General features: G+C 42.5%; 15 protein-coding genes. 2 read left to right on the forward strand and 13 right to left on the reverse strand.

The features are described 5' to 3' along the window. The first annotated feature begins 185 nt into the window (after positions 1–185). Positions 186–1,556, forward strand: coding sequence for a poly-beta-1,6-N-acetyl-D-glucosamine N-deacetylase PgaB (gene pgaB, locus E2K74_RS04060; RefSeq protein ID WP_227548002.1), 1,371 nt, complete (start codon positions 186–188; stop codon positions 1,554–1,556). On the opposite strand, the gene pgaD is transcribed toward pgaB (E2K74_RS04060), so the two are convergent. The 13 genes from pgaD to sdhC all read right to left on the reverse strand — a co-directional run bounded on the left by pgaD (position 1,453) and on the right by sdhC (position 19,793). Further along, positions 1,453–2,013 carry a poly-beta-1,6-N-acetyl-D-glucosamine biosynthesis protein PgaD gene (gene pgaD, locus E2K74_RS04065; RefSeq protein WP_151206422.1) on the reverse strand — a complete coding sequence of 187 codons (561 nt, stop codon included), beginning with the start codon at positions 2,011–2,013 and terminating at the stop codon, positions 1,453–1,455. The two genes, pgaB (E2K74_RS04060) and pgaD, sit on opposite strands and share 104 nt — an antisense overlap. Then, a complete protein-coding gene (gene pgaC / locus E2K74_RS04070) occupies positions 1,991–3,274 on the reverse strand; it encodes a poly-beta-1,6-N-acetyl-D-glucosamine synthase (protein WP_151206423.1) in 1,284 nt (427 codons plus the stop codon). Before pgaC ends, pgaD begins: the two co-directional genes overlap by 23 nt. Continuing rightward, positions 3,274–5,109, reverse strand: a complete 1,836-nt coding sequence (gene pgaB / locus E2K74_RS04075) for a poly-beta-1,6-N-acetyl-D-glucosamine N-deacetylase PgaB (protein WP_151206424.1) — start codon at positions 5,107–5,109, stop codon at positions 3,274–3,276. The genes pgaC and pgaB (E2K74_RS04075) overlap by 1 nt, the downstream gene beginning before the upstream one ends. Then, positions 5,109–7,562 (reverse strand): poly-beta-1,6 N-acetyl-D-glucosamine export porin PgaA, encoded by a 2,454-nt coding sequence (pgaA, locus tag E2K74_RS04080; RefSeq protein ID WP_151206425.1) that lies wholly within the window; start codon positions 7,560–7,562, stop codon positions 5,109–5,111. The genes pgaB (E2K74_RS04075) and pgaA overlap by 1 nt, the downstream gene beginning before the upstream one ends. A 205-nt stretch (positions 7,563–7,767) precedes the next feature. After that, positions 7,768–8,658 (reverse strand): succinate--CoA ligase subunit alpha, encoded by an 891-nt coding sequence (gene sucD, locus E2K74_RS04085; RefSeq protein WP_151202958.1) that lies wholly within the window; start codon positions 8,656–8,658, stop codon positions 7,768–7,770. Positions 8,659–8,670: 12 nt separating this feature from the next. Continuing rightward, positions 8,671–9,837, reverse strand: a complete 1,167-nt coding sequence (sucC, locus tag E2K74_RS04090) for an ADP-forming succinate--CoA ligase subunit beta (protein ID WP_151206426.1) — start codon at positions 9,835–9,837, stop codon at positions 8,671–8,673. A 177-nt stretch (positions 9,838–10,014) separates the two neighbouring features. Further along, on the reverse strand, positions 10,015–11,448 hold the full coding sequence (gene lpdA, locus E2K74_RS04095) for a dihydrolipoyl dehydrogenase (protein ID WP_151206427.1): 1,434 nt from the start codon (positions 11,446–11,448) through the stop codon (positions 10,015–10,017). 59 nt (positions 11,449–11,507) lie between these two features. Continuing rightward, positions 11,508–12,722, reverse strand: coding sequence for a 2-oxoglutarate dehydrogenase complex dihydrolipoyllysine-residue succinyltransferase (gene odhB / locus E2K74_RS04100; RefSeq protein WP_151206428.1), 1,215 nt, complete (start codon positions 12,720–12,722; stop codon positions 11,508–11,510). A gap of 17 nt (positions 12,723–12,739) precedes the next feature. Beyond that, positions 12,740–15,562: a 2-oxoglutarate dehydrogenase E1 component gene (locus E2K74_RS04105; RefSeq protein WP_151202964.1), complete on the reverse strand. Its 2,823-nt coding sequence runs from the start codon at positions 15,560–15,562 to the stop codon at positions 12,740–12,742. A gap of 831 nt (positions 15,563–16,393) precedes the next feature. Further along, on the reverse strand, positions 16,394–17,104 hold the full coding sequence (locus E2K74_RS04110; RefSeq protein WP_151202966.1) for a succinate dehydrogenase iron-sulfur subunit: 711 nt from the start codon (positions 17,102–17,104) through the stop codon (positions 16,394–16,396). Positions 17,105–17,118: 14 nt separating this feature from the next. Further along, positions 17,119–19,017 carry a succinate dehydrogenase flavoprotein subunit gene (sdhA, locus tag E2K74_RS04115; RefSeq protein WP_151202968.1) on the reverse strand — a complete coding sequence of 633 codons (1,899 nt, stop codon included), beginning with the start codon at positions 19,015–19,017 and terminating at the stop codon, positions 17,119–17,121. 12 nt (positions 19,018–19,029) lie between these two features. After that, positions 19,030–19,395, reverse strand: coding sequence for a succinate dehydrogenase, hydrophobic membrane anchor protein (sdhD, locus tag E2K74_RS04120; RefSeq protein ID WP_151203043.1), 366 nt, complete (start codon positions 19,393–19,395; stop codon positions 19,030–19,032). After that, positions 19,395–19,793 carry a succinate dehydrogenase, cytochrome b556 subunit gene (gene sdhC, locus E2K74_RS04125; protein WP_151206429.1) on the reverse strand — a complete coding sequence of 133 codons (399 nt, stop codon included), beginning with the start codon at positions 19,791–19,793 and terminating at the stop codon, positions 19,395–19,397. Before sdhC ends, sdhD begins: the two co-directional genes overlap by 1 nt. Positions 19,794–20,800: 1,007 nt before the next feature. Here sdhC and gltA point away from each other — a divergent pair. Beyond that, positions 20,801–22,075 carry a citrate synthase gene (gltA, locus tag E2K74_RS04130; protein ID WP_151202972.1) on the forward strand — a complete coding sequence of 425 codons (1,275 nt, stop codon included), beginning with the start codon at positions 20,801–20,803 and terminating at the stop codon, positions 22,073–22,075. The last annotated feature ends 531 nt before the right edge of the window (positions 22,076–22,606 follow it).

Below are 22,606 nucleotides of genomic sequence, written 5' to 3' on the forward strand. Positions count from 1 at the left end.
ATGTTTGCAACCAGAAAGATATATTTCGCAAGATTTTTAGTTAAGACAAGGCGTGAGGCAGGAAATCCAGTCTTCTAAATACATGATTCATCACCAGATAGCGGCAAGAATATGCTCGTTCCGAAAGGCAGTAGCTCGTTTCCTTCTGCATCCTCTTTTGCGGTTTTTATTTAATCCCTTGCTTTATGCAAGCTATTTTTATTTTTCTCTGCATCTCTAACAGTAAAGAATACAGAACACTACATAAATTCTCCCGGAGCCAGGTTTTTTCTATTACAGTATTTATCCTGATTTTGTTTTTTATAGTAAGCCTCATGTCTTATTTTTTAGATAAAAAAAAATTGAATACCCTACTGATGTGTATAACAACTCTGCCTTTATTTGCATGCAACCCCTTATCTCACTCCAAGGCACCGGTCTTCATTAAAAACCATCCAATTAATGTGCTTGTTGCGAAATACCAAGCAGAAAACCTTCCACCTTCTAAAATGATCAAAATTGATCAAATGCGTATTATGCATATTGATCTCGACTACGTTTTCGATACTGATAAAGAGCAGCAACAACGCAATATTAAAGCTTTGATTGCACGTATCCAGCAAATCCAACCTAATACGATATTTTTACAAGCATTTGCCGATCCGGATGCCAATGGGTCGGCAGATCAGGTTTATTTTAAAAACAGGCATATTCCAACACGAAATAATTTATTCCCTACAGTTCTTAGCGAAATTAGACAGTACACTCAGGTTAAACAGATCTATGCATGGCTTCCGCTGATTGCTTGGGAGTTTCTGGAAACTGAGTCTCTTCAGTATGTGACTCATAGCCAGGGAGCTAGCTCAGGCTATATTCGTATCAGCCCTTTTGACCAAAAAAATATGAACTTAGTGGCAGAGATTTTTATTGATTTTATTCAGAATAATCCAGTCGACGGCATTTTATATCATGACGATATTACCCTCAGTGATTATGAAGATAACTCTCAAATCGCTAAAAAAACCTATGGCTCTTGGGGATTTAAAGATTTATCTATTTTAGGTCAACCACAACATCCTGAACAGTTTAAATTTGCACAATACAAGACCGCTTATCTTGACCAGTTTGCAGCAGGCATTAGCCAGATTTTAAAAAAACAACAACCTCACCTGCTGACCGCACGCAATATGTATGCCCCCGTTGTACTCAATCCGAAAAGTGAACAATGGTTTAGTCAATCTCAAGCCAGTACACTGGTGCATTATGACTATAATGCAATTATGGCCATGCCCTATATGGAAGAAAGCACGAATCACCAGCAATTTTATTTAGACCTTATTGCTCAGGCAAAAAAATACGACCCAACTTTGGATCGTACGATTTTCGAGCTTCAAGCAGTCAACTGGAGAAATAATCAAAAAATCTCCACTCAAGAACTCGCTAAAACCATGGAGTTACTAAAACAACATGGTGTTAAACACTTTGGCTATTATCCTGACGATTTTGTACAGCAACATCCACATGCGTCCACTTTGCAGTCGGTATTTCCAGCTGATCACTCAGATCATAAGCCCTAAGTTCACCTTCTTCACTGTAGTGTAAGGTAATATTTTTTGCTTTCTGTAAACGCCTGATATCATAAGCATTTACACTGAAACTTTGAGCCAGATCCGAGGTTGTGACGTTCTTCGGAGATAATCGCTTTTCCTTATTATGAAAACGATACCAGTTATAACCTGCCCAAAGAAACAGACATGAAATGAACGTCGCGACAAGTCCTATCAACTGAAATAAATTTAAGGATTCTTTGGGCATTTCGGCCACAACCAGCTGGTCATAGACCAAACCGCCTTCCACCCACCAAAAGAACAAGGTCAGCAACGGCATAAACAACCACATCCATATCACCCAGCCGAATGCCAATAAGCTATAACCTACCGCCTTATTACGAACATATTCAGGTTGATCAATATAAGCAGGAATATCGAGTAATGCTTTGTCGGTAACGACTTTAAATACTTCCTTTTTTTGCATCTCCGGCCTCCCTTCTAAAGCCACGATCCGGACTCACCCATCGCGCACGTTTTTGAGTTTTTAATAATGTTTTAGGCACCGCAACCACTGTGGTCATCATAGTCAAAACCCAGAAGAATAAAGGATACCAGATGACCCAAAAATAGTTTCTTAAAACACGGCCACGGTCATAGCGGTTATCAATCATCAGACTGACAAAAAACTGAATAAGACAGGTGACCCCTAGAATTACTCCATACCACTGTGGAACCAGTGACTGGATGGCCCACTCACCCGGCAAAGGAAAAAATAGCCCATACAGGTAAAGCAATATAATACCAAACATAACATAGGCCCAGACGATACTAATCATCGACTCGATCACAACCGGCCACATACGGCGCAAACGCCAGTTAAACATTTTTGGAGTATATGCCAATAGCACTTCAATCCCACCTTGAGCCCAGCGCAGGCGTTGTTTCCATAAGCCTTTAAAGGTTTCAGGCATATAAATATAGCCGAGTGCATTCGGCACATACTGCAGATCCCAATGATCAAACTGCAAACGCCATGACACATCGATATCTTCCGTAATCATGTCATCACGCCAATATCCAATACGGTCTAAAGCCGTTTTACGAAATGCAACCAACACTCCGGATACAGTAAAAATACGACCATATGTACGTTGTGCACGCTTAATGAGACCAATAATAGATGAGAATTCACCCACCTGAATTTTCCCCAAAATACTTGAACGATTAATAATTCTTGGATTTCCCGTCACCGCACCCACACGCGGATAATGGGTTAAATGATGCATCATCCATAGCACTGCATGTGGATGCAGCAACGCATCTCCATCGATACACACCAAATATTCATATTGACTCACCATGGCACCGGCCTTTAATGCATAAGCTTTGCCTTGATTCTCAGCCAGATGGACAACGCGTAACCGTGGATAGGTCTGCTGCAATTCATCTAGAATTTCAGCCGTTTTATCACTGCTCCCATCATTGATAGCAATCACTTCAAAGTTGGGATATTGGGTTTGCATTGCATATTTAATGGTTTCACGGACTTGTTCTTCTTCATTAAAACAAGGGATTAAAATACTACAGGCATGTTCACTCGGTTCAGGAATCTCCTGTTGTTTATATTCACGTTTTAGAAAAAACCATAGTCCGCCTGCAATCCATAGCCAAGCCATAAAAAGTGGATATAAAAATGCAAAACCAAAATAATAGTCATTAAAACTCAAATTCGATAACCATTGCATTACTTTTTCTCCAAAACTTTTTGAGTAAATGGATCACGGTAATTCAATGGGCTGTCATTTAAACTCAGCTCAGGATAAAGGTTTTGATGAATTACCCGGGTATGATTAAAACTGTAATTATTCACACCGACTTTTTGGATCGCTAAACTTCTAAGTTGCTGATAAGATTTTTTGAGTTGTTTCACTTGTTGTTTTGTCAGTTGATCGGGGATGTTAAAACTGGCAATTAAATGCTGCTGTTCTTTATCATTAAAAGTCTTAACCTGCTTTAAGAGCGCGTTAAACACTTCAGGTTGCTGAATAGGATCTAATTCAATATAAATAAAATCGGCATAATCCAAGCTGTAGTCAAGGAGAGCTTTTAAACCTTCAAGCTGCGTTTGATCTAACTTAAATTTCAAGGCAGTCTGATAGTTATTACTAATATTGGCATAGTATTTTGCTTGAGCTTTGGTGCGTTCTTTGATTTGAAACACCTGTTCCACCTGCGCCTCGCATTCTGCCTCCCAATTTTTCTGACGCAGCGCACAGGCCAGCATAGAACCGGTATCCAGCATTAAGCCTTCTATCGAGGTATTGTTCTTCACCAAGTCAGCCGTCATCGCAGCCAGGTCTAAGTTCTGTTCAGTTTCCAAGCTCACTGGAAATTCGGCATAGACACGATTCCCAATCCGTGTCCGCGACTGCCACACTACACGGTTAAGCATATCTTGCTGCATGTGTAATTGGCGGTTTGGAAAATAGGCAACATCGATTTTTCCATCACCATTGCGATCAGATACCGCTTTAAGAATAAGCGTATTGGTTTTTAGAGCATCAATGCTATCCAGTAACTGTCCGAGTTTCTGATTGAACTGTTCATTATTGCCAGAGTGCATTTCAGCCAAGTCAAAACGCAGAAAGCTCTTGCGCTGCTTATAGGGTGCACGCACATAATTCAAAAACTCCAACATTTCCTGATTAATCATTTCAGGCATCGGATTATCCATGATCAAAGCACGTTGGTAGGTTTTCACCGAGTCAGCGAGTGGCGCGACACTTCCCAAGCTAAATGACATTGGGAAACCAGCTTTAGCTGCCAGCTCTTCACTTTCTGCCGTCACGGCGCCATAAGGCCAAAAAATCGCGCGGGTATTTATACCTAATTCGCGATCTAACACCTGTTTTGATTTCTTTAAGTCTACAATAACACGACTGCGATATTCATTATCTGTTTCATAACGCTTTTGCTTTTCCAAATATTCACGCGTAATTGCCGCAGGTTGCATATTTTTCTGGGGATTGGCCAAAATACCGTGATGCATATTATCTGAGTGCGATACGAATTCAGCATAGCCCGATGCAACCATTTCGCGCATCTGTGACCAGGTCATTAAGTTGCCTGCCCCATAGGCTTCATAGGCATCCTTGGTATTTCCATTAATCCAGCTGGTCGGTATCGCAAATACCGCTGGCATTTTATATTGTTTTAAAAGTGGAAAAACACGGGTATAGCTACTTAATGCACCATCATCAAAAGTTAAAAGTAGCGCTTTATTGGGTAAGGTTTTTTTGCCTTGCCGCGCCAACCAAATATCTTCTAAACAAATCGGTTGCCAACCTTCACGTTTGATCCATTCAAAATATTGCGCTAAATTTTTCGTACTAATGGCATAAACATCACGGTCACCGCGCTTTGCTACATCATCCCGAACATCATGGAAAGTTAGGGTCACAAACTGATTATCTTGCAACTTGATTTGTTTTGGCTTTTGTAATTCTGCATGAGCATTTATTGGTACTACAACTGTACTGGTTAAACTCAAGGCTATCAAAATATTGGTTAATGTTTTCATTAGAAACGCCCCTCAAAGCCAATCACACCATAAGTTCTTTCCTCTGAGTCACCATCATATGGATGTACTCCCCAACCAATGCCGTAATGAAGCTTCCATGTTCTCGACAGTTGCCATTCATGTTGGTAATAGACGTTATAAATTGCGTCTGCCGAATAATCTTTCTGTTTATAGGTTCCTGCACTTGCTTCAAAGTGCTGACTAAAGTGACGATCATAATTCCGCCATGTCATCCAGTCATGGGCTAAACCCAGCTCTAAGCTGTAATTGGATTCAGGATTAAAATAGTCTGCGGCAATATCATCATTTTTCCCATAATAACCACGCAGACTTGCCTGGGTAATATGATGGGGTGCCTGATAAACTTGCTGCATAAAGTATGCAGCCGCTTCTTGCCGTGTGTTGCCATCATCAATATCCGTTAGCTGATAGGTTGCTCCAGCCTTGCGAGATTCGTTTTGTTGCCAGTTAAAACCAACGTTATAAGATTGACCATCAAAACCACGTCGGACGGCTTGCAAAGGAATATCTGCCTGACTGTTATACGCCATATGATAATTCCAGTGATCATTAAGCCACTGCGACCACTCAAGCTCAGCTCCGAACCGGTCGCCATCTGTGGTCTGTGATAGGGCAATGCTGGCGTGTTTTCGATTTGAAGCCCATTCCACCCCAAGTCCAATACGGCTATCATCCACTTCACCATCATCAAAATCAGACCAGCGATAGTCATGGGTGGCGTAGGTTCGATAGTTATCATACAACCACGGGCTGTTGAGACGTGTCTGATGGTCACGCTCACGAGCACCCTTTAACTGCACCAGTAAATCCCGGCTGTCCGATTTACTTTTTGAAAGGGTACTTTGGTGCTGAATAGTGGGACGGTTACGATCATTTAATTCCTTTTGACTTAGCTGTACGCCAGTATCCAAAGGTGAGCGTTGCATCAAATCTGCATTTTGCGCACGCCACCACTGAATATTGCCTAAGGCCTGGCTATTTTGCATATGGTTAATACGTGTGGCCTGATCAACCGGCTCTACTCCTCGCAATTGAGCTAAATTACTCTCGGACAGCTCCGGTTTTTCTCGCCAACGCTGAATTAACGCCAGGTTATTTCGATAGCTCACATTATTCGGCGCCTGCGCGACCAACTGTTCAAAATATCGTTCAGCCATGGCATGTTCATTACGATAAGCGTAGTTCAACCCTTTTAAGCCCAGGTACTCTAAACGATCATCATGTGTGGTTCGATTTACACCTTTTGCCGCACTATAATTAAAGGTTGGCAATAAATGATCCATTTGAACAATCAGCTGATCTGCTTGTTTAAATTTTTCTTGTTCAATAAGGGAGTAATACAAGCCCGCATACACATCATAATCAGGATAGTTTTTTTCTGATAACAGACTGCCATAGTAGACTTCAGCCTGTTTGGGCTGACGTAATTTCAAATAACTGTCTGCCGCAGCATGGCGCACATAGGCTGGCATATCCAAAATCGGCAGATTCACTTTTTGCAATTCAGCCAAAACTTGTTTTGATGCCTGTCGAGCATTTAAGGCATAGCTATAGTCATAATAAAACTTGCGCCTAATCGCCTGATCTTCCGGAAGCGCAGCTTCATAATGCTGCATGTCTGCAATGACGTGATCTAACTTGCTGTAAGCCAACATGCCCTGATCACGATAAGTCAGCATACGCTGCGACTGAATTGCATTTTGAATGCGCTGAGAAAACTCATGAAGCTTCAAACTATGCTGCAGGTTTGGACGTAATGCACTTAAGTGATGATTTTGAATATATTGTTCAGCTTCTGCATAATCGCTATTCGCCATCAAGGCCAAAATATATTGCTCTTGTATATCGCCATCGACCTGCTTGTTTAGCGCAGCCTTCGCCGTTGCAAGTGCCTCGATCGGCATGTCGAGCAGCCGGTATGCATATGACATTTGCGCTAAATAGTCAGGACTCAGTTGATCCTGTTTGACTTGCGCCAGCAGTTGCTTTGCCTGAACAGTTTGACCCGATTCTGCATTTAACACACCCTGCCATACTAACCATTGTTGCTGTTGGCTTCTTTGATAAAAGGTGTCTGCCCACTTTTCAGCCGACTGGAATTGTTTTAAATCGCGTTGCCCTTTAATAACACTCAGCCATGCATATTCAGGAAAACTTTGAACATGGATGTTCGATAAATGATGCAGATCAGCCAATGTTAATTTTTGATGTGCATGTGCACTTACTATATAGTCTGCGAGAAGGTTTTGATTTTTTGGCTGTTCAACCAATAAAGCACTTAATTGACTTAGTCCCTTTTCAACCTGACCTCCCCGAATCAAAATGACACTTGCTTCCCTCAGTTGATCAATACTATCTGCTGCCTTTACACATGTAATCGAAGAAGTACTTGCTATAATACAAGTCACCCAGATTGACTTTTTATAATTCATATCCTTTCACACTATTTTAGTAAGTATCAATACACAACAAAATTATGTTAACTATGTCACACTATATTTCATAAAGTAAACAAAATATACAATATTTACAGTGATTATGGTTCGGATTTAAGATTTTTTTCACCTAGAACCACAATACTTCTATATGAAGATAAAAAAATCCCCAGTTAGGGGATTTTTTTAAAGAAGTTTTAACTTAAGCTAAACCTTTCTCTTTCAATACTTCCAACATAGTAGAACCGAGCTCAGCCGGACTACGTGTATACGCCATTCCTGCACGTTCAAAAGCTGCAAATTTTTCTTCTGCAGTGCCCTTTCCGCCTGAAATGATCGCACCGGCATGCCCCATACGCTTGCCTTTTGGTGCTGTTACACCCGCGATATAACCGACTACCGGCTTAGTGACATTCGACTGGATATATTCTGCTGCTTCTTCCTCAGCAGTCCCGCCAATTTCACCAATCATAATAATGGCTTCAGTTTCAGGATCTTCCTGGAACAGTTTTAAGCAATCAATCTGGTTCATGCCCGGAATTGGATCACCTCCAATACCGATACAGGTTGACTGCCCCAAGCCTAGCTTCGTGGTTTGCGCAACGGCCTCATAGGTCAAGGTACCTGAACGCGAGATAATTCCGATTTTACCTTTCTGGTGAATATGGCCTGGCATAATTCCGATCTTGCATTCTTCAGGTGTAATAATCCCTGGACAGTTTGGACCAATCAGGCGTGTACCATTGCCATTGGTTTCAAGATAACGCTTAGCCTTTAACATATCGAGTGTTGGTACGCCTTCAGTGATCACCACAATCAAACCAATACCAGAATCCACCGCCTCTACAATTGAATCCAGTACGAAAGGCGCAGGAACATAAATGACAGAAGCATCCGCATTGGTTTCACGAACCGCCTCACGCATGGTATTAAATACTGGTAGATCCAGATGGGTCTGACCACCCTTGCCTGGGGTTACCCCGCCCACCACTTGGGTACCATAAGCAATCGCTTGTTCTGAATGGAATGTGCCGTTTTTGCCAGTGAAGCCCTGTACCAATACTTTCGTGTCTTTATTAACTAATACGCTCATGTTAGATACCCCTTAAGCTTTCACAGCAGCAACGATTTTTTCTGCAGCATCAGCAAGGCCTGTTGCAGAAATTAATTTCAAACCAGATTTATCCAGTAATTGTGCTCCTAATTCTGCATTGTTCCCTTGCAGGCGAACAACCACAGGCACTGTCACACTCACTTCCTGAACTGCTGCAATAATTGCTTCAGCAATCATGTCACAACGTACAATTCCACCAAAAATATTGATCAATACTCCTTGTACAGAGCTATCTGCCAAAATAATCTTAAAGGCTTCAATCACGCGATCTTTGGTTGCGCCGCCACCGACATCAAGGAAATTAGCCGGCTGTCCACCATAGAGCTTGATAATATCCATGGTTGCCATCGCAAGACCGGCCCCATTGACCATACAACCAATATTGCCCTCTAGTGCCACATAGTTCAAATCAAATTCAGAAGCTTTTAATTCACGCTCATTTTCCTGTGAGGTATCACGTAGTGCTGCAATCTCAGGCAGACGGTATAAAGCATTTGAATCAATACCAATCTTAGCATCCACACAAAGAATATCGCCATTTTCACGCACAGATAGCGGGTTAATTTCAAACAGGGCAAAATCATTTTCTATGAATGCGTCATAAGCTGCACTCATAATTTTGACAAACTGATTGATTTGCCCATCTTTAAGTTTTAGTGCAAAAGCGGCTTGACGTGCCTGAAATGGCAATAGACCAACCAGCGGATCTACCTCAACTTTAATAATTTTTTCCGGGGTTTCTTCTGCGACTTTTTCAATATCAACACCACCTTCGGTGGATACCATAAAAGTGACTCGGCGGCTTGAACGGTCCACCACAGCCCCTAAGTACAACTCACGCTCAACGGGATATACATCTTCTGATACCAGAATACTGTTTACCGGCTGTCCATTAGCATCCGTCTGATAAGTCACCAGACTTGAGCCAATAATCTGATTAGCATATTCGGCTGCTTCTTCTGCCGACTTTACCACTTTAACACCACCTGCCTTACCACGACCACCCGCATGAACCTGGGCCTTGAGGACTGCAAACTTTCCACCTAATTGCTCAAATGCCTGTACGGTTTCATCAGCATTAGTGGCAAGTATGCCTTCCTGTACTGGCATACCATATTTTTTTAATAACGCTTTGGCTTGATATTCATGTAAATTCATTGATTAACCTTTTACTACTTATTTGACTTGTTATACATCGACCCATATTTCTTGATTCACAATCAAGATTGGTGTTTTAGAACTCAATGTTGTTTCTTATCTTTATTCTTAGATGATTATTCATATAAAAACAACCACCAAATGCAAAAAGAGCGGCTTAAGCCGCTCTTTTTGGTATTACTTACGTTTACGCTGAATCGCGTGAATCGCTCGTCCATCCACTGCTAAAGCTGCTTCATGTACAACTTCAGAGAAGGTTGGGTGACCAAAAGTCATCAATTGCAGATCTTCAACACTCGATACAAACTCAAGTGCGATCATACCTTGGTGAACAATATCAGACGCAGCCGGCCCAATCACATGCATACCCAGTAAACGGTCGGTTTTGGCATCCGCAACAAATTTGACGAAACCAGCATTTTCACCTGCCGCCATGGCACGACCATTCGCAGCGAAGCCAAATTGGCCTGTCTTCACTTCGTGGCCTTGTTCTTTCGCTTGCTCTTCGGTTAAACCTACCCACGCCGCTTCAGGGTGTGTATAGATAACTGAAATGATAGTGTCGTAGTTGACTTGTGCAGCATGACCGTGGATACGTTCAACTGCCATAACACCTTCTTCCATGGCTTTATGTGCAAGCATTGGACCACGTACCAAGTCACCAATTGCGTATACGCCTTCAATAGAAGTTGCACACCAATCGTTTACTTCAACCAAACCACGTTCAGTCAGTTTGATCCCACAGTCATCAGCCAACAGGCCTTCAGCATAAGCACGACGCCCTACACACACGATCAACTTATCGAAAGTTTGAGTTTTTTCTTCGCCACCTTGTGTGTATTTAACTGTAACTTCACGGCCATTCACTTCGGTGCCAGACACTTTCGCGCCAACACGGATATCCAGACCCTGTTTAGTTAACAGTTTTTGATAGTCTTTTGCCAAGGCTTTATCCGCCATTGGTAAAAAGGCATCCATTGCTTCAAATACAACAACTTCAGCACCCAGACGACGCCAGACAGAGCCAAGCTCCAGACCGATAACACCTGCACCAATCACGCCCAAACGCTGAGGTACTTCCTGGAACTCAAGTGCACCAGTCGAGTCAACAATAAGGTCTTGATCAACAGGCGCTACCGGAATATTGACCGGCACAGAACCGGTTGCCAAAATGACATACTTCGGTTCTAAAATTTGAGTTTCACCTTCGTGCGACACAAATTCAACTTTTTTGCCTGCCAGCAATTTACCCGTACCTTTTAACCATTCGATACCGTTGCCTTTCAAAAGACCGTCGATACCCATGGTTAATTGGTTAACAATTTTGTCTTTACGAGCAAGAAGTTTTGCAAGGTCAAATTTCACTTCACCAGTCGTAATACCGTGATCATCTAAGTGATGCACTGTATCTTCATAACGGTGAGAAGAATCAAGTAACGCTTTAGATGGGATACAACCCACGTTTAAGCAGGTACCACCTAGAGATGGCTTGCCTTTATGAATACGTTTTTCGATACAGGCAACTTTATAGCCAAGTTGCGCTGCACGGATTGCAGCTTCATAACCACCAGGGCCGCCGCCAATAACAACAAGATCAAATTGTTGAGACATTTTTATCTCCAAAAATGGGCTTAGAGGATCGCCCTAAGCCCATGCTTTATTTTTTAGAATTAAAGGTCAAGGATCAGTTTAGCTGGCTCTTCTAACAATTCTTTGATTGTTACCAAGAAGCCTACTGCTTCCTTACCATCAATCAGACGGTGGTCATAAGAAAGTGCCAAGTACATCATTGGTAGAATTTCAACCTGACCATTCACCGCCATTGGTCGCTCCTGGATTTTGTGCATACCCAGAATTGCTGTTTGTGGTGTGTTCAAAATTGGCGTAGAAAGTAATGAACCGAAAGTACCACCATTAGTAATGGTGAATGTACCGCCAGTCATATCTTCGATACCCAGTTTACCGTCACGTGCCTTAGCAGCATATGCACGGATACCACTTTCAACTTCAGCATAGTTCATGCGATCGGTATCACGAAGTACAGGAACCACTAGACCACGGTCAGAAGATACTGCTACACCGATGTCGTAGTAACCATGGTAAACGATGTCTTCACCATCAATAGACGCGTTTACTGCCGGGTAACGTTTAAGTGCTTCAGTTGCTGCCTTAACAAAGAATGACATGAAGCCCAGACGCGCACCGTGGCGTTTTTCGAATGCATCTTTATATTGAGCACGCATGTCCATTATTGGTTTCATGTTTACTTCGTTGAACGTCGTCAACATTGCTGTTTCTTGAGTTGCAGCAAGTAGACGTTCAGCAACACGCTTACGTAGACGCGTCATTGGAACACGTTTTTCAATACGTTCACCAACAGCTACACTTAATGGTGCAGCAGCAGGAGCAGCTGGCTTCGCCTGGTGATTTGCCACGTCTTCTTTAGTGATACGACCACCACGGCCTGTACCTTCTACATCGCTTGCAGCAATACCAGTTTCAGTCAAGGCTTTACGCACTGCAGGCGCTTGGTCTTGTACTTGCTGACGCTCAACAATTGGTGAATTACCTGCTTCAGTATTCGCCGCAGCTTGTTCAACTTTCTCTTCAGACTGAACTGCCTGAGTTTGAGCAGCACCAGAAACAGCGCCTTCTTCAAACTGTGCAATCACTTCAGCTGAAAGTACTGTATCACCTTCGTTTTTCACGATTGATGCAATAGTACCGTCTGCAGGAGCAACAACTTCTAAAACAACTTTATCTGTTTCAATATCGCAAATCACTTCATCACGTGATACTGCTTCACCTGGTTGTTTGTGCCAAGTTGCGATCGTACCGTCCGCAACTGACTCTGGGAATACCGGTGCTTTAATTTCGGTTGCCATTCTTTAGAATCTCCTGATTATTCAGCATCGATCGCAAGCGCGTCGTTGATGAGCTGAGCTTGTTGTTTTGCATGCAAATATGGTGAACCACATGCCGGTGCAGCAGAAGCTTCACGGCCTGCGTAGCTAATACGTACTTGTTTACCTGATTTCATTACATCATCGTATAAACGAGGTGCGATGAACAGCCAAGCGCCCTGGTTTTTCGGCTCTTCTTGTGCCCAAACAATTTCTTTGATGTTTGGATAAGCAGCAAGGACTTCCGCCAGACGTGCTTCAGGATATGGATACAATTGTTCAATACGTACAATCGCAGTATTGTTCAATTCTTTTTCACGACGTTTTTCCAGTAAGTCGTAGTAAACCTTACCACCACATAACACGAGACGAGTTACATCTGCCTTGTTGATGTTGTCGATTTCGTCAATCACTGTCTGGAATGTGCCAGTTGCCAGCTCATCCAGGGTAGAAACCGCCAGCTTATGACGCAGCAATGACTTCGGTGACATGATGATCATTGGTTTACGGATCGGGCGGATCGCCTGACGACGTAAAGCATGGAAAATCTGTGCAGGGGTAGTCGGTGTCATCACTTGCATGTTTTCTTCAGCACATAACTGCAAGAAACGTTCCAGACGTGCAGAGGAATGCTCAGGACCCTGACCTTCATAACCGTGTGGAAGTAGCATAGTTAAGCCACACACACGCTCCCACTTGGTTTCACCAGATGAGATAAACTGGTCAATCACCACTTGTGCACAGTTTGCAAAGTCACCGAACTGCGCTTCCCAGATAATCAAGCTCTTTGGAAGAGTTGTTGCATAGCCGTATTCAAATGCCAGTACTGCCATTTCAGACAATAATGAGTCATAAATTGCAACACGCGGCTGGTTCTCTTTGATATGGCACAATGGAATATAAGTTGAACCATCCACCTGATTGTGCAGTTTCGCATGACGATGTGAGAAAGTACCACGACCTACATCTTCACCAGTTAAGCGCACCAGATAACCATCATCCAGAAGAGAGGCATAAGCTAAAGTTTCAGCAGCACCCCAGTTCAATGGTATTTCACCAGTCTGCATTTTCAGACGGTCATCAATGACTTTAGACACTTGGCGTTGCATGACAAAACCTTCTGGAAGCTCACGCATTTTTTTGCCAAGTTCTTTTAGGCGCTCAAGTGAACAGGTCGTGTCCCACTCGTCTGTGTAGTCATGACCCAGATAAGGTGTCCAGTCCACAAACATTTTTTTGTTCGGCTCAAGAACCAGAGCGTTAGCAACATGATTGCCCGCTTCCAGATCAGCACGATAGCTTTCAATTAACTGGTCTGCTTCTGCACGGTCAAGCACGCCTTGTTGTACCAGCTGATCTGCATAAAGCGTACGAGTTGTCGGCTTCTTGTTGATCACTTGATACATCATTGGCTGGGTTGCAGCCGGCTCATCCGCTTCGTTATGACCACGACGACGGTAACAGAACATGTCAATCACGACATCTTTACGGAAAGTATGACGGAAATCATGTGCCAGTTGAGAAACGAAAATCACCGCTTCAGGATCATCACCATTGACATGGAAGATCGGTGCCTGAATCATTTTTGCAATGTCAGTACAGTATTCTGTAGAGCGCGCATCACGTGGGTCAGAGGTTGTAAAACCAACCTGGTTATTGATGACGATATGAACCGTACCACCTACTGTATAGCCACGCGTTTGTGACATCTGGAAGGTTTCCTGGTTAACGCCCTGACCTGCAAATGCCGCATCACCGTGAACGATAAGCGGTAATACATCATCACCACCAATGTCTTTACGACGGACTTGGCGTGCACGCACCGAACCTTCAACCACTGGTCCAACAATCTCAAGATGCGACGGGTTAAATGCCAGTGCCAAGTGAACTTCGCCACCCGGAGTCATGACGTTAGAAGAGAAACCTTGGTGATATTTAACGTCACCAGAACCTTTCTTGTGGATTGATTTACCTTCAAACTCACCAAACAGGTCAGCCGGGTTTTTACCCATGATATTGACAAGAAGGTTCAGACGGCCACGGTGTGGCATACCAATAACCACTTCTTTACAGCCTACTGAGCCGGCACGCTGAATAATCTCATTCACCATTGGAATGAAAGATTCACCACCTTCAACACCGAAACGTTTCGCACCAACAAATTTATTACCCAGATATTTTTCCAGGCCTTCAGCAGCAGTCAAGCGCTCCAGAACATGCTTTTTCTGTTCTGCATTTAAACCATACTGACCGCGCGCACTTTCCAGACGCTGCTGGATCCAGCGTTTTTCTTTAGTGTCCACGATGTGCATGTATTCAGCACCGATTGAAGAGCAATAAATTGCTTCCATCGCCTGAACCATTTCACCCAGAGTCGCTTCTTCTTTACCGATAGCGAGATTGCCGGTATTGAACACAGTGTCCAGATCAGACTGGGTTAAACCATGCGCAGCAAGATCCAGATCTGGAACAATTTCACGCTTTGCCAAACCTAATGGATCGAGTTTTGCTTTCTGATGACCACGATTACGGTAAGCAGCAATCAGCTGTAATACGCCAATTTGACGACGTTCATGCTCTGAGCTTACTGCTGATTGGATAACAGGCTGAATACGGCTTGAATTGCGACCTAAAAGTAGGAATTGCTCACGTACATTACTGTGTGGTTGATCACCTTTTGGGAATTTATCGAAGTACGCTCTCCAGTCAGCACCTACTGAGTCTGGAGCAGTGAGGTACTGCTCATAAAGTTCTTCAATATACGCTGCACTATCAGCGGAAAGTTCAGTGTCAAGACGCAGAGCGTCAGCAACTTCTTGCATTTGTGGACCCATTTCCTATTGCAAAAACATTTTCAGGATGCTTTTTAAGCAAAACCCAGGATTTTTAATGTCAAATTTGTAATATGACATTAGTCCCCCATAAGGCATAAGCCATGAGGCGTTATCACCACACCAAGTAAACCTTGATATGTTTAATGAATAATAACGCCCCTCAGCGGCATCATCACTCATTGAATACCCGATCGTGACCGAGCAATTTTTTTGCAAATCGACTTAGGAAAAACAAGGTTTTAACGCATATTTTTGCTAAAGCGACTTTTATATAACCTTATATAACACTCTCTTTCAGTTGCAGTGTTTAAAAAATGTACCCAAGTGGCACACTTTTTCGATTTAAACTTAGGCTAAATGCTAACATGTTATCAGTTTTCAATTGATTTTTTTGACACATACCTCCTATAAATTGGCTAAATACAGTGTAGAAGTTTTACTCTACTATATGGTGCTGTATTTAAAAATCAGATTCAACGTAGACTTAAGTCCAAGACTTTCCTAACGAATCAAGATAAATAAAAAGAGAGCAAATCTTTCAATCCACTCCCTTTACACCAGCAGTTATATAATAACATCCTTCTGTTTATTTTTCAGGTCACTTTTACATCTAAAAACCATAAATGAATAAAATAATCAGATGCATGTTCATAGTTGAGGTCAGCACCTGATATTTTGCGCCTTTTTTCTCTAACCCACATGATGTATTTTAAGCATTACATCCCTGTTTTTCTATTTATCATTTTTACATCCAGCTCAAATATATAAAAAAAGCACACCAGTAGGTGTGCTTTTTTTGGGAACTGATTGCTTAGCCTATTAGCCTGCCATATCTAAAAGCATATTACGGATGTGACCGATTGCTTTAGTTGGGTTCAGACCTTTCGGACATACCGATACACAGTTCATGATACCTTTACAACGGAACAATGAGAATGGGTCGTCAAGACGAGCCAAACGCTCCTGAGTACCTGTATCACGCGAATCAATAATGAAACGGTATGCATTCAACAATGCTGAAGGACCCAGGAACTTGTCCGGGTTCCACCAGAATGATGGGCATGAAGTTGAACAACATGCACAAAGAATACATTCATACAGACCATCTAGATGCTCACGCTCTTCCGGAGACTGCAAACGCTCTTTTGGTGGCGCAGGCTGGTTGTTGATCAAGAACGGGTGAATCTTGTTGTACTGATCGTAGAACTGATTCATGTCTACCACCAGGTCTTTTACGACAGGAAGACCTGGAAGTGGACGAATAGTAATTTCATTTGGCAGATCATTGAGGTTCCAAAGACACGCCAAACCGTTTTTACCATTAATATTCACACCATCAGAACCACAGATCCCTTCACGGCATGAGCGACGGAATGTCAAAGATTCGTCCTGAACTTTTAATGCAAGAAGCGCATCAAGCAACATGCGGTGCTTATCAGTCAATTCAAGCTTAAAAGTTTGCATGTACGGTGCTTTATCCTTATCAGGATCGTAGCGGTAGATATGAAATGTACGAGTACCTCTACTCATCTTAAATCTCCTGATTAGAATGTACGTGGTTTCGGTGGAATAGCCTCTACCGAAAGTGGCTTATAACGTACTGGCTTATACTCAAGACGGTTATCCGCAGAGAACCACAAAGTGTGTTTCATCCACTCATCGTCACGACGGCCATATGGATACTCTGGGTGATCCGGCGACTCTTCAAAGTCCACTACGGTGTGGGCACCACGACATTCTTTACGTGCAGCAGCTGAAATTAATGTCGCTTTTGCAACTTCATACAAGTTTTCAACTTCTAGCGCTTCAATACGTGCAGTGTTGAAAACTTTAGATTTGTCTTTCAAGTGAATGTTGCGAACACGTGGCTCGATCGCAAGAATCTGTTTCACACCTTCTTCAAGAAGCGCAGTGGTACGGAACACACCTGCGTGGTCTTGAACGATGTCACGAATTGCATCGGCAACTTCTTGAGCATTTTCACCACTGGTTGATTCGTCCAGTTTACGAATACGCGCAACTGTTTCTTCAAGCACATTTGGTGGAAGTGGCTGATATTCATCACCGTGATGTTTAGTCACATAATCAATGATATGTTCGCCCGCAGCTTTACCAAATACAACCAAGTCAAGCAGTGAGTTAGTACCTAGGCGGTTGGCACCATGTACAGACACACATGAACACTCACCGATGGCATAGAAACCTTTTACCGGTTTAACAAAGTTACGCTCACCCGCATTAGTCGAGTAAACATCTGTGTCTTTGTTGTAGTTCGCTTGCAGCTCTTGAGTCTCACGACTCTCAGGAATAACTACCTGACCGTGAATATTCGTTGGAATACCACCCATTTGGTAATGGATTGTTGGCACTACAGGAATTGGCTCTTTAGTGATGTCAACGTTCGCGAATTTCTTACCAATCTCGAATACAGATGGCAGACGCTTCATGATCGTATCAGCACCCAGGTGAGTCATATCAAGAAGGATATAATCCCCTTTAGGACCACAACCACGGCCCTCCTTGATTTCCTGGTCCATAGAACGTGATACGAAGTCACGTGGCGCCAAGTCTTTCAAGGTTGGAGCATAACGTTCCATGAACGGTTCGCCGTCTTTGTTACGAAGGATTGCACCTTCACCACGACAACCTTCTGTTAACAATACGCCCGCGCCCGCAACACCTGTTGGGTGGAACTGCCAGAATTCCATATCTTGTAATGGAATACCTGCACGCGCCGCCATACCAAGACCGTCACCAGTGTTGATATACGCGTTAGTAGATGCACGGTAAACACGACCCGCACCGCCAGTTGCAAACAAGGTTGCTTTGGCTTGGAATACTGCAATTTTACCAGTTTCCTGGTCAATTGCTGTTACACCCAGTACATCACCTTCTTCATTACGGATCAGGTCAAGCGCGATCCATTCTACGAAGAATTGAGTGCCCATTTTCACGTTGCTTTGATAAAGCGTGTGAAGAAGCGCGTGACCCGTACGGTCAGCTGCAGCACATGCACGTGGAACTGCTTTTTCACCGTAGTTGGCAGAGTGACCGCCGAATGGACGTTGGTAAATTGTACCGTCCGCGTTACGGTCAAATGGCATACCTAAATGTTCTAATTCGTATACCACTTGAGGTGCTTCACGCGTCATGAACTCGATCGCGTCCTGGTCACCTAACCAGTCAGAACCTTTCACCGTGTCATAGAAGTGATAGTGCCAGTTATCTTCTTGCATATTACCAAGAGATGCACCAATACCACCCTGTGCTGCCACAGTATGTGAACGCGTCGGGAATACTTTAGTCAGTACTGCTACTTTCAGACCCGCTTGAGCAAGCTGGTAAGAAGCACGCATACCAGAACCACCACCACCAACGATAACTGCATCGAAAGTTTCATGTGGAATATTTGTGTAATCGTCTTTAGGGGTTATAGCGCCCATGATTGTTTCCTATCAATTCGCCCAAAAAATCTGGATCGCCCAGATCGCATATGCAAATACAGCAATAATCATTGCTGAAGTCAGTACAAGGCGTAAACCTGAAGCTGATGGACCCATCTGACGAGTAGTTACATAGTCAGTAAATACTTGCCACATACCAATCCACGCATGCGCAACAAGAGATAAGACAGACAATAAAGATAAAACCTTCATTGGAGTTGTCATCATAAAGCCGTACCACTGTTCAAAAGTAAAACCGCTGTTGCACAGGATCCAACCTAGAATAACAACAGTATAAACAGCAAGAACAACGGCACTTATACGCTGGATAAACCAGTCGCGTGAACCTGAACCCGTTAAACCAGTAGCACTTTTCATTAGAGTACGATCCATACAAATGACGCAACGATACCGATTGCAGACAAGATTAATGCGATAGTAGCTGCTGTGCGACCACTTTGCAGTTCTTCTGCAACACCAACGTCAGCAAGTAAATGCTTAACACCAGCGATAAAGTGGAAAATTAAACCGGCTACAAATACCCATACGATGAAGCGCACAATAAAACCGTTAAAGATTTCCTGTACTTGTGCAAAACCCTCTGGTGAAGACAATGATTTGTCTAAAATCCACAAAAGGACCGGTACGAGTAAAAATATGATGACACCTGAAAGACGGTGTAGAATTGATGCAATAGCCACGGGTGATTTTAAGTTTACTTCTAAAACTTGACCCATGGACAAATTGACAGGTCTGTTGCTTTTCACAGCGGGCATCCTGTAGTTAAAAACTCCATCCGGAGTTTGTTGGAATTAATTCGAAGGAAAGCTGGCATTGTCAGGCAAATACATGCCGAACGTAAAACGACACTGAATTATAAAACGTCAACTATTAAAACACAAACAGCTCACTCAGGCTTTTTAGGCAAAAAACCCTTAAATAAGAATCATTAACAAAAACTCCTCAATGAACCCACCAAAATATAGCTTAGTATTTCATGCTTATATAATTGTTTTTAAATAATTAAGTAGACAAATTCGTCCTGTTGCCTGATTTATTCTTATACCGTTTGAATTTAGACTAAAGATGAAGATTCTTGTCTTAAATTGTAAAGTAGGGACTTCTTTTTTGAGTTAAATCAAATATCTGCATTTATAAAACAAATAACAATTATGACCAAAATGAATGATATACAAAAACCCCTCATTAAAAGAAAGACCTAGCCAACTTGGTTTATTGATAGTTTTTTCAACCCTTTTAAGCATTTTAGATTTAAAAAATCACTTACCCAATCTCTATAAATAAGGTTTCCAACCTCTTCCAAATAAATATCAGCTACTTTTTAACCAATTAAACTGAGAATCAGGTCTCAATCTTGAACTTTTATTTATAATCTCTTGATCCTTTAAATAATTTTGAAAAATTATCTAAGTTATGAGATTTAGATAGGTTTCAGGAGAAGCTGGCAAATTCAAGTAATTTTAATTGCTCTTTTTAAGTTTTAAAAAAATGCTGATAAATAACTGCTACAGGTGATTTTTTTCTGCACCTTCTCTTGAATTTGACTTATTATAGCGCCTTGGTACTGTGATTCTATTGGACTTTTTACCTCTTGGTGAATTAACTAAACCGCTGTGCAAGCGTCATTTTTTCATCCATAAGTATAATTGACAAAATTTCAGTAGCCACTAATCTTATAGCAAATTTTTGACCCGTCCGTTTTGTACATTAAAAGATTGATAGCAAATCGGATATACATTCACCAGGACAGGAGATCTATTGAATGTCTGAAGCAACTGGCAAGAAAGCCGTTTTACAGCTTGATGGCAAAGAAATTGAATTACCAATTTACAGCGGCACATTGGGCCCAGATGTAATCGACGTTAAAGATGTGTTGGCTGCAGGTCACTTTACTTTTGATCCTGGTTTCATGGCGACCGCTTCTTGCGAATCTAAGATTACATTTATTGATGGTAACAAAGGTGTACTTTTACACCGTGGCTATCCAATCGACCAGTTAGCAACTAAAGCTGATTACCTTGAAACGTGCTACCTGCTTTTAAATGGCGAGCTTCCAACAGCTGAGCAAAAAGAAGAGTTTGACGCTAAAGTTCGTAACCATACTATGGTTCACGACCAAGTTAGCCGTTTCTTCAACGGTTTCCGTCGCGATGCTCACCCAATGGCGATCATGGTAGGTGTGGTGGGTGCGCTTTCTGCGTTCTATCACAACAACCTGGACATCGAAGATGTTAACCATCGTGAAATTACAGCGATCCGCTTAATTGCCAAAGTTCCCACTTTAGCAGCGTGGAGCTACAAATACACCGTTGGTCAACCATTCGTTTATCCACGTAATGACTTGAACTATGCTGAAAACTTCCTGTACATGATGTTTGCTACACCAGCAGACCGTGACTACAAGGTTAATCCGATTCTTGCAAAAGCAATGGACCGTATCTTCACGCTTCATGCTGACCATGAACAAAATGCTTCTACGTCTACTGTACGTTTAGCGGGTTCTACTGGCGCTAATCCATATGCATGTATCGCTGCTGGTATCTCTGCACTTTGGGGTCCTGCTCATGGTGGTGCAAACGAAGCCGTTCTTAAGATGCTTGACGAAATCGGCACTGTAGAGAACGTTGCTAGCTTCATGGAAAAAGTGAAGACTAAAGAAGTTAAACTCATGGGCTTCGGTCACCGTGTGTACAAAAACTTCGACCCTCGTGCCAAAGTTATGAAAGAAACTTGTGACGAGGTTCTTGGTGCGCTTGGTATCAACGATCCACAGCTAGCTCTTGCGATGGAACTTGAACGTATTGCGTTGTCTGACGAATACTTCATCAAGCGTAACTTATACCCTAACGTAGACTTCTACTCAGGTATCATCCTTAAAGCGATCGGTATCCCGACTGAAATGTTTACTGTAATCTTCGCGCTTGCACGTACTGTAGGCTGGATCAGCCACTGGTTAGAAATGCACAGCGGACCTTACAAAATCGGTCGTCCTCGTCAGCTTTACACTGGCGAAGTTCAACGCGACATTAACCGTTAATTCGGGCAGCGTTAAACGACAAGAAACCACCCTTTCGGGTGGTTTTTTATGCTTGATAAATACCAATATGACTTTTATTACGTGTGGTGACTTGTTTTAAAAATTTATGAGGTTGAGTATGCCGCTTTGTATACGGGTAATATTGTAGAGTCAACCCAAGCGCTATGATTTTTAGTCGGTTAGATCAAACCACAATGTAATGCTTGTAAAAGCAATTGATGTTGATTGATCCAGTCAACCATACATAGATAAGATGGAAAAGCTTTAACTAGCGCATGATAGAAGTGCCCGCTCCTGCTATAAAAAAAATGAAGTTATGGAGTTGTGATTTTTTATAGCACACTGCAATAAATGCAATTTCAGACCGACATAGGCCACTTGATCATCGCCTTTCATTCAAGCTTTTTATTTTAGATATTGTCAATAAAGCACTTCACCTTCAAAACACCATTAATGCTGCAGAGTTGTTGTGTAAACCCAAGCACAAGATAGTCAGCTTTAAGTTTGCGTTGTAACTTATCTATGAGTCTA

This window comes from Acinetobacter sp. RF15B (assembly GCF_007558235.1).
Classification (GTDB): domain Bacteria; phylum Pseudomonadota; class Gammaproteobacteria; order Pseudomonadales; family Moraxellaceae; genus Acinetobacter; species Acinetobacter lwoffii_C.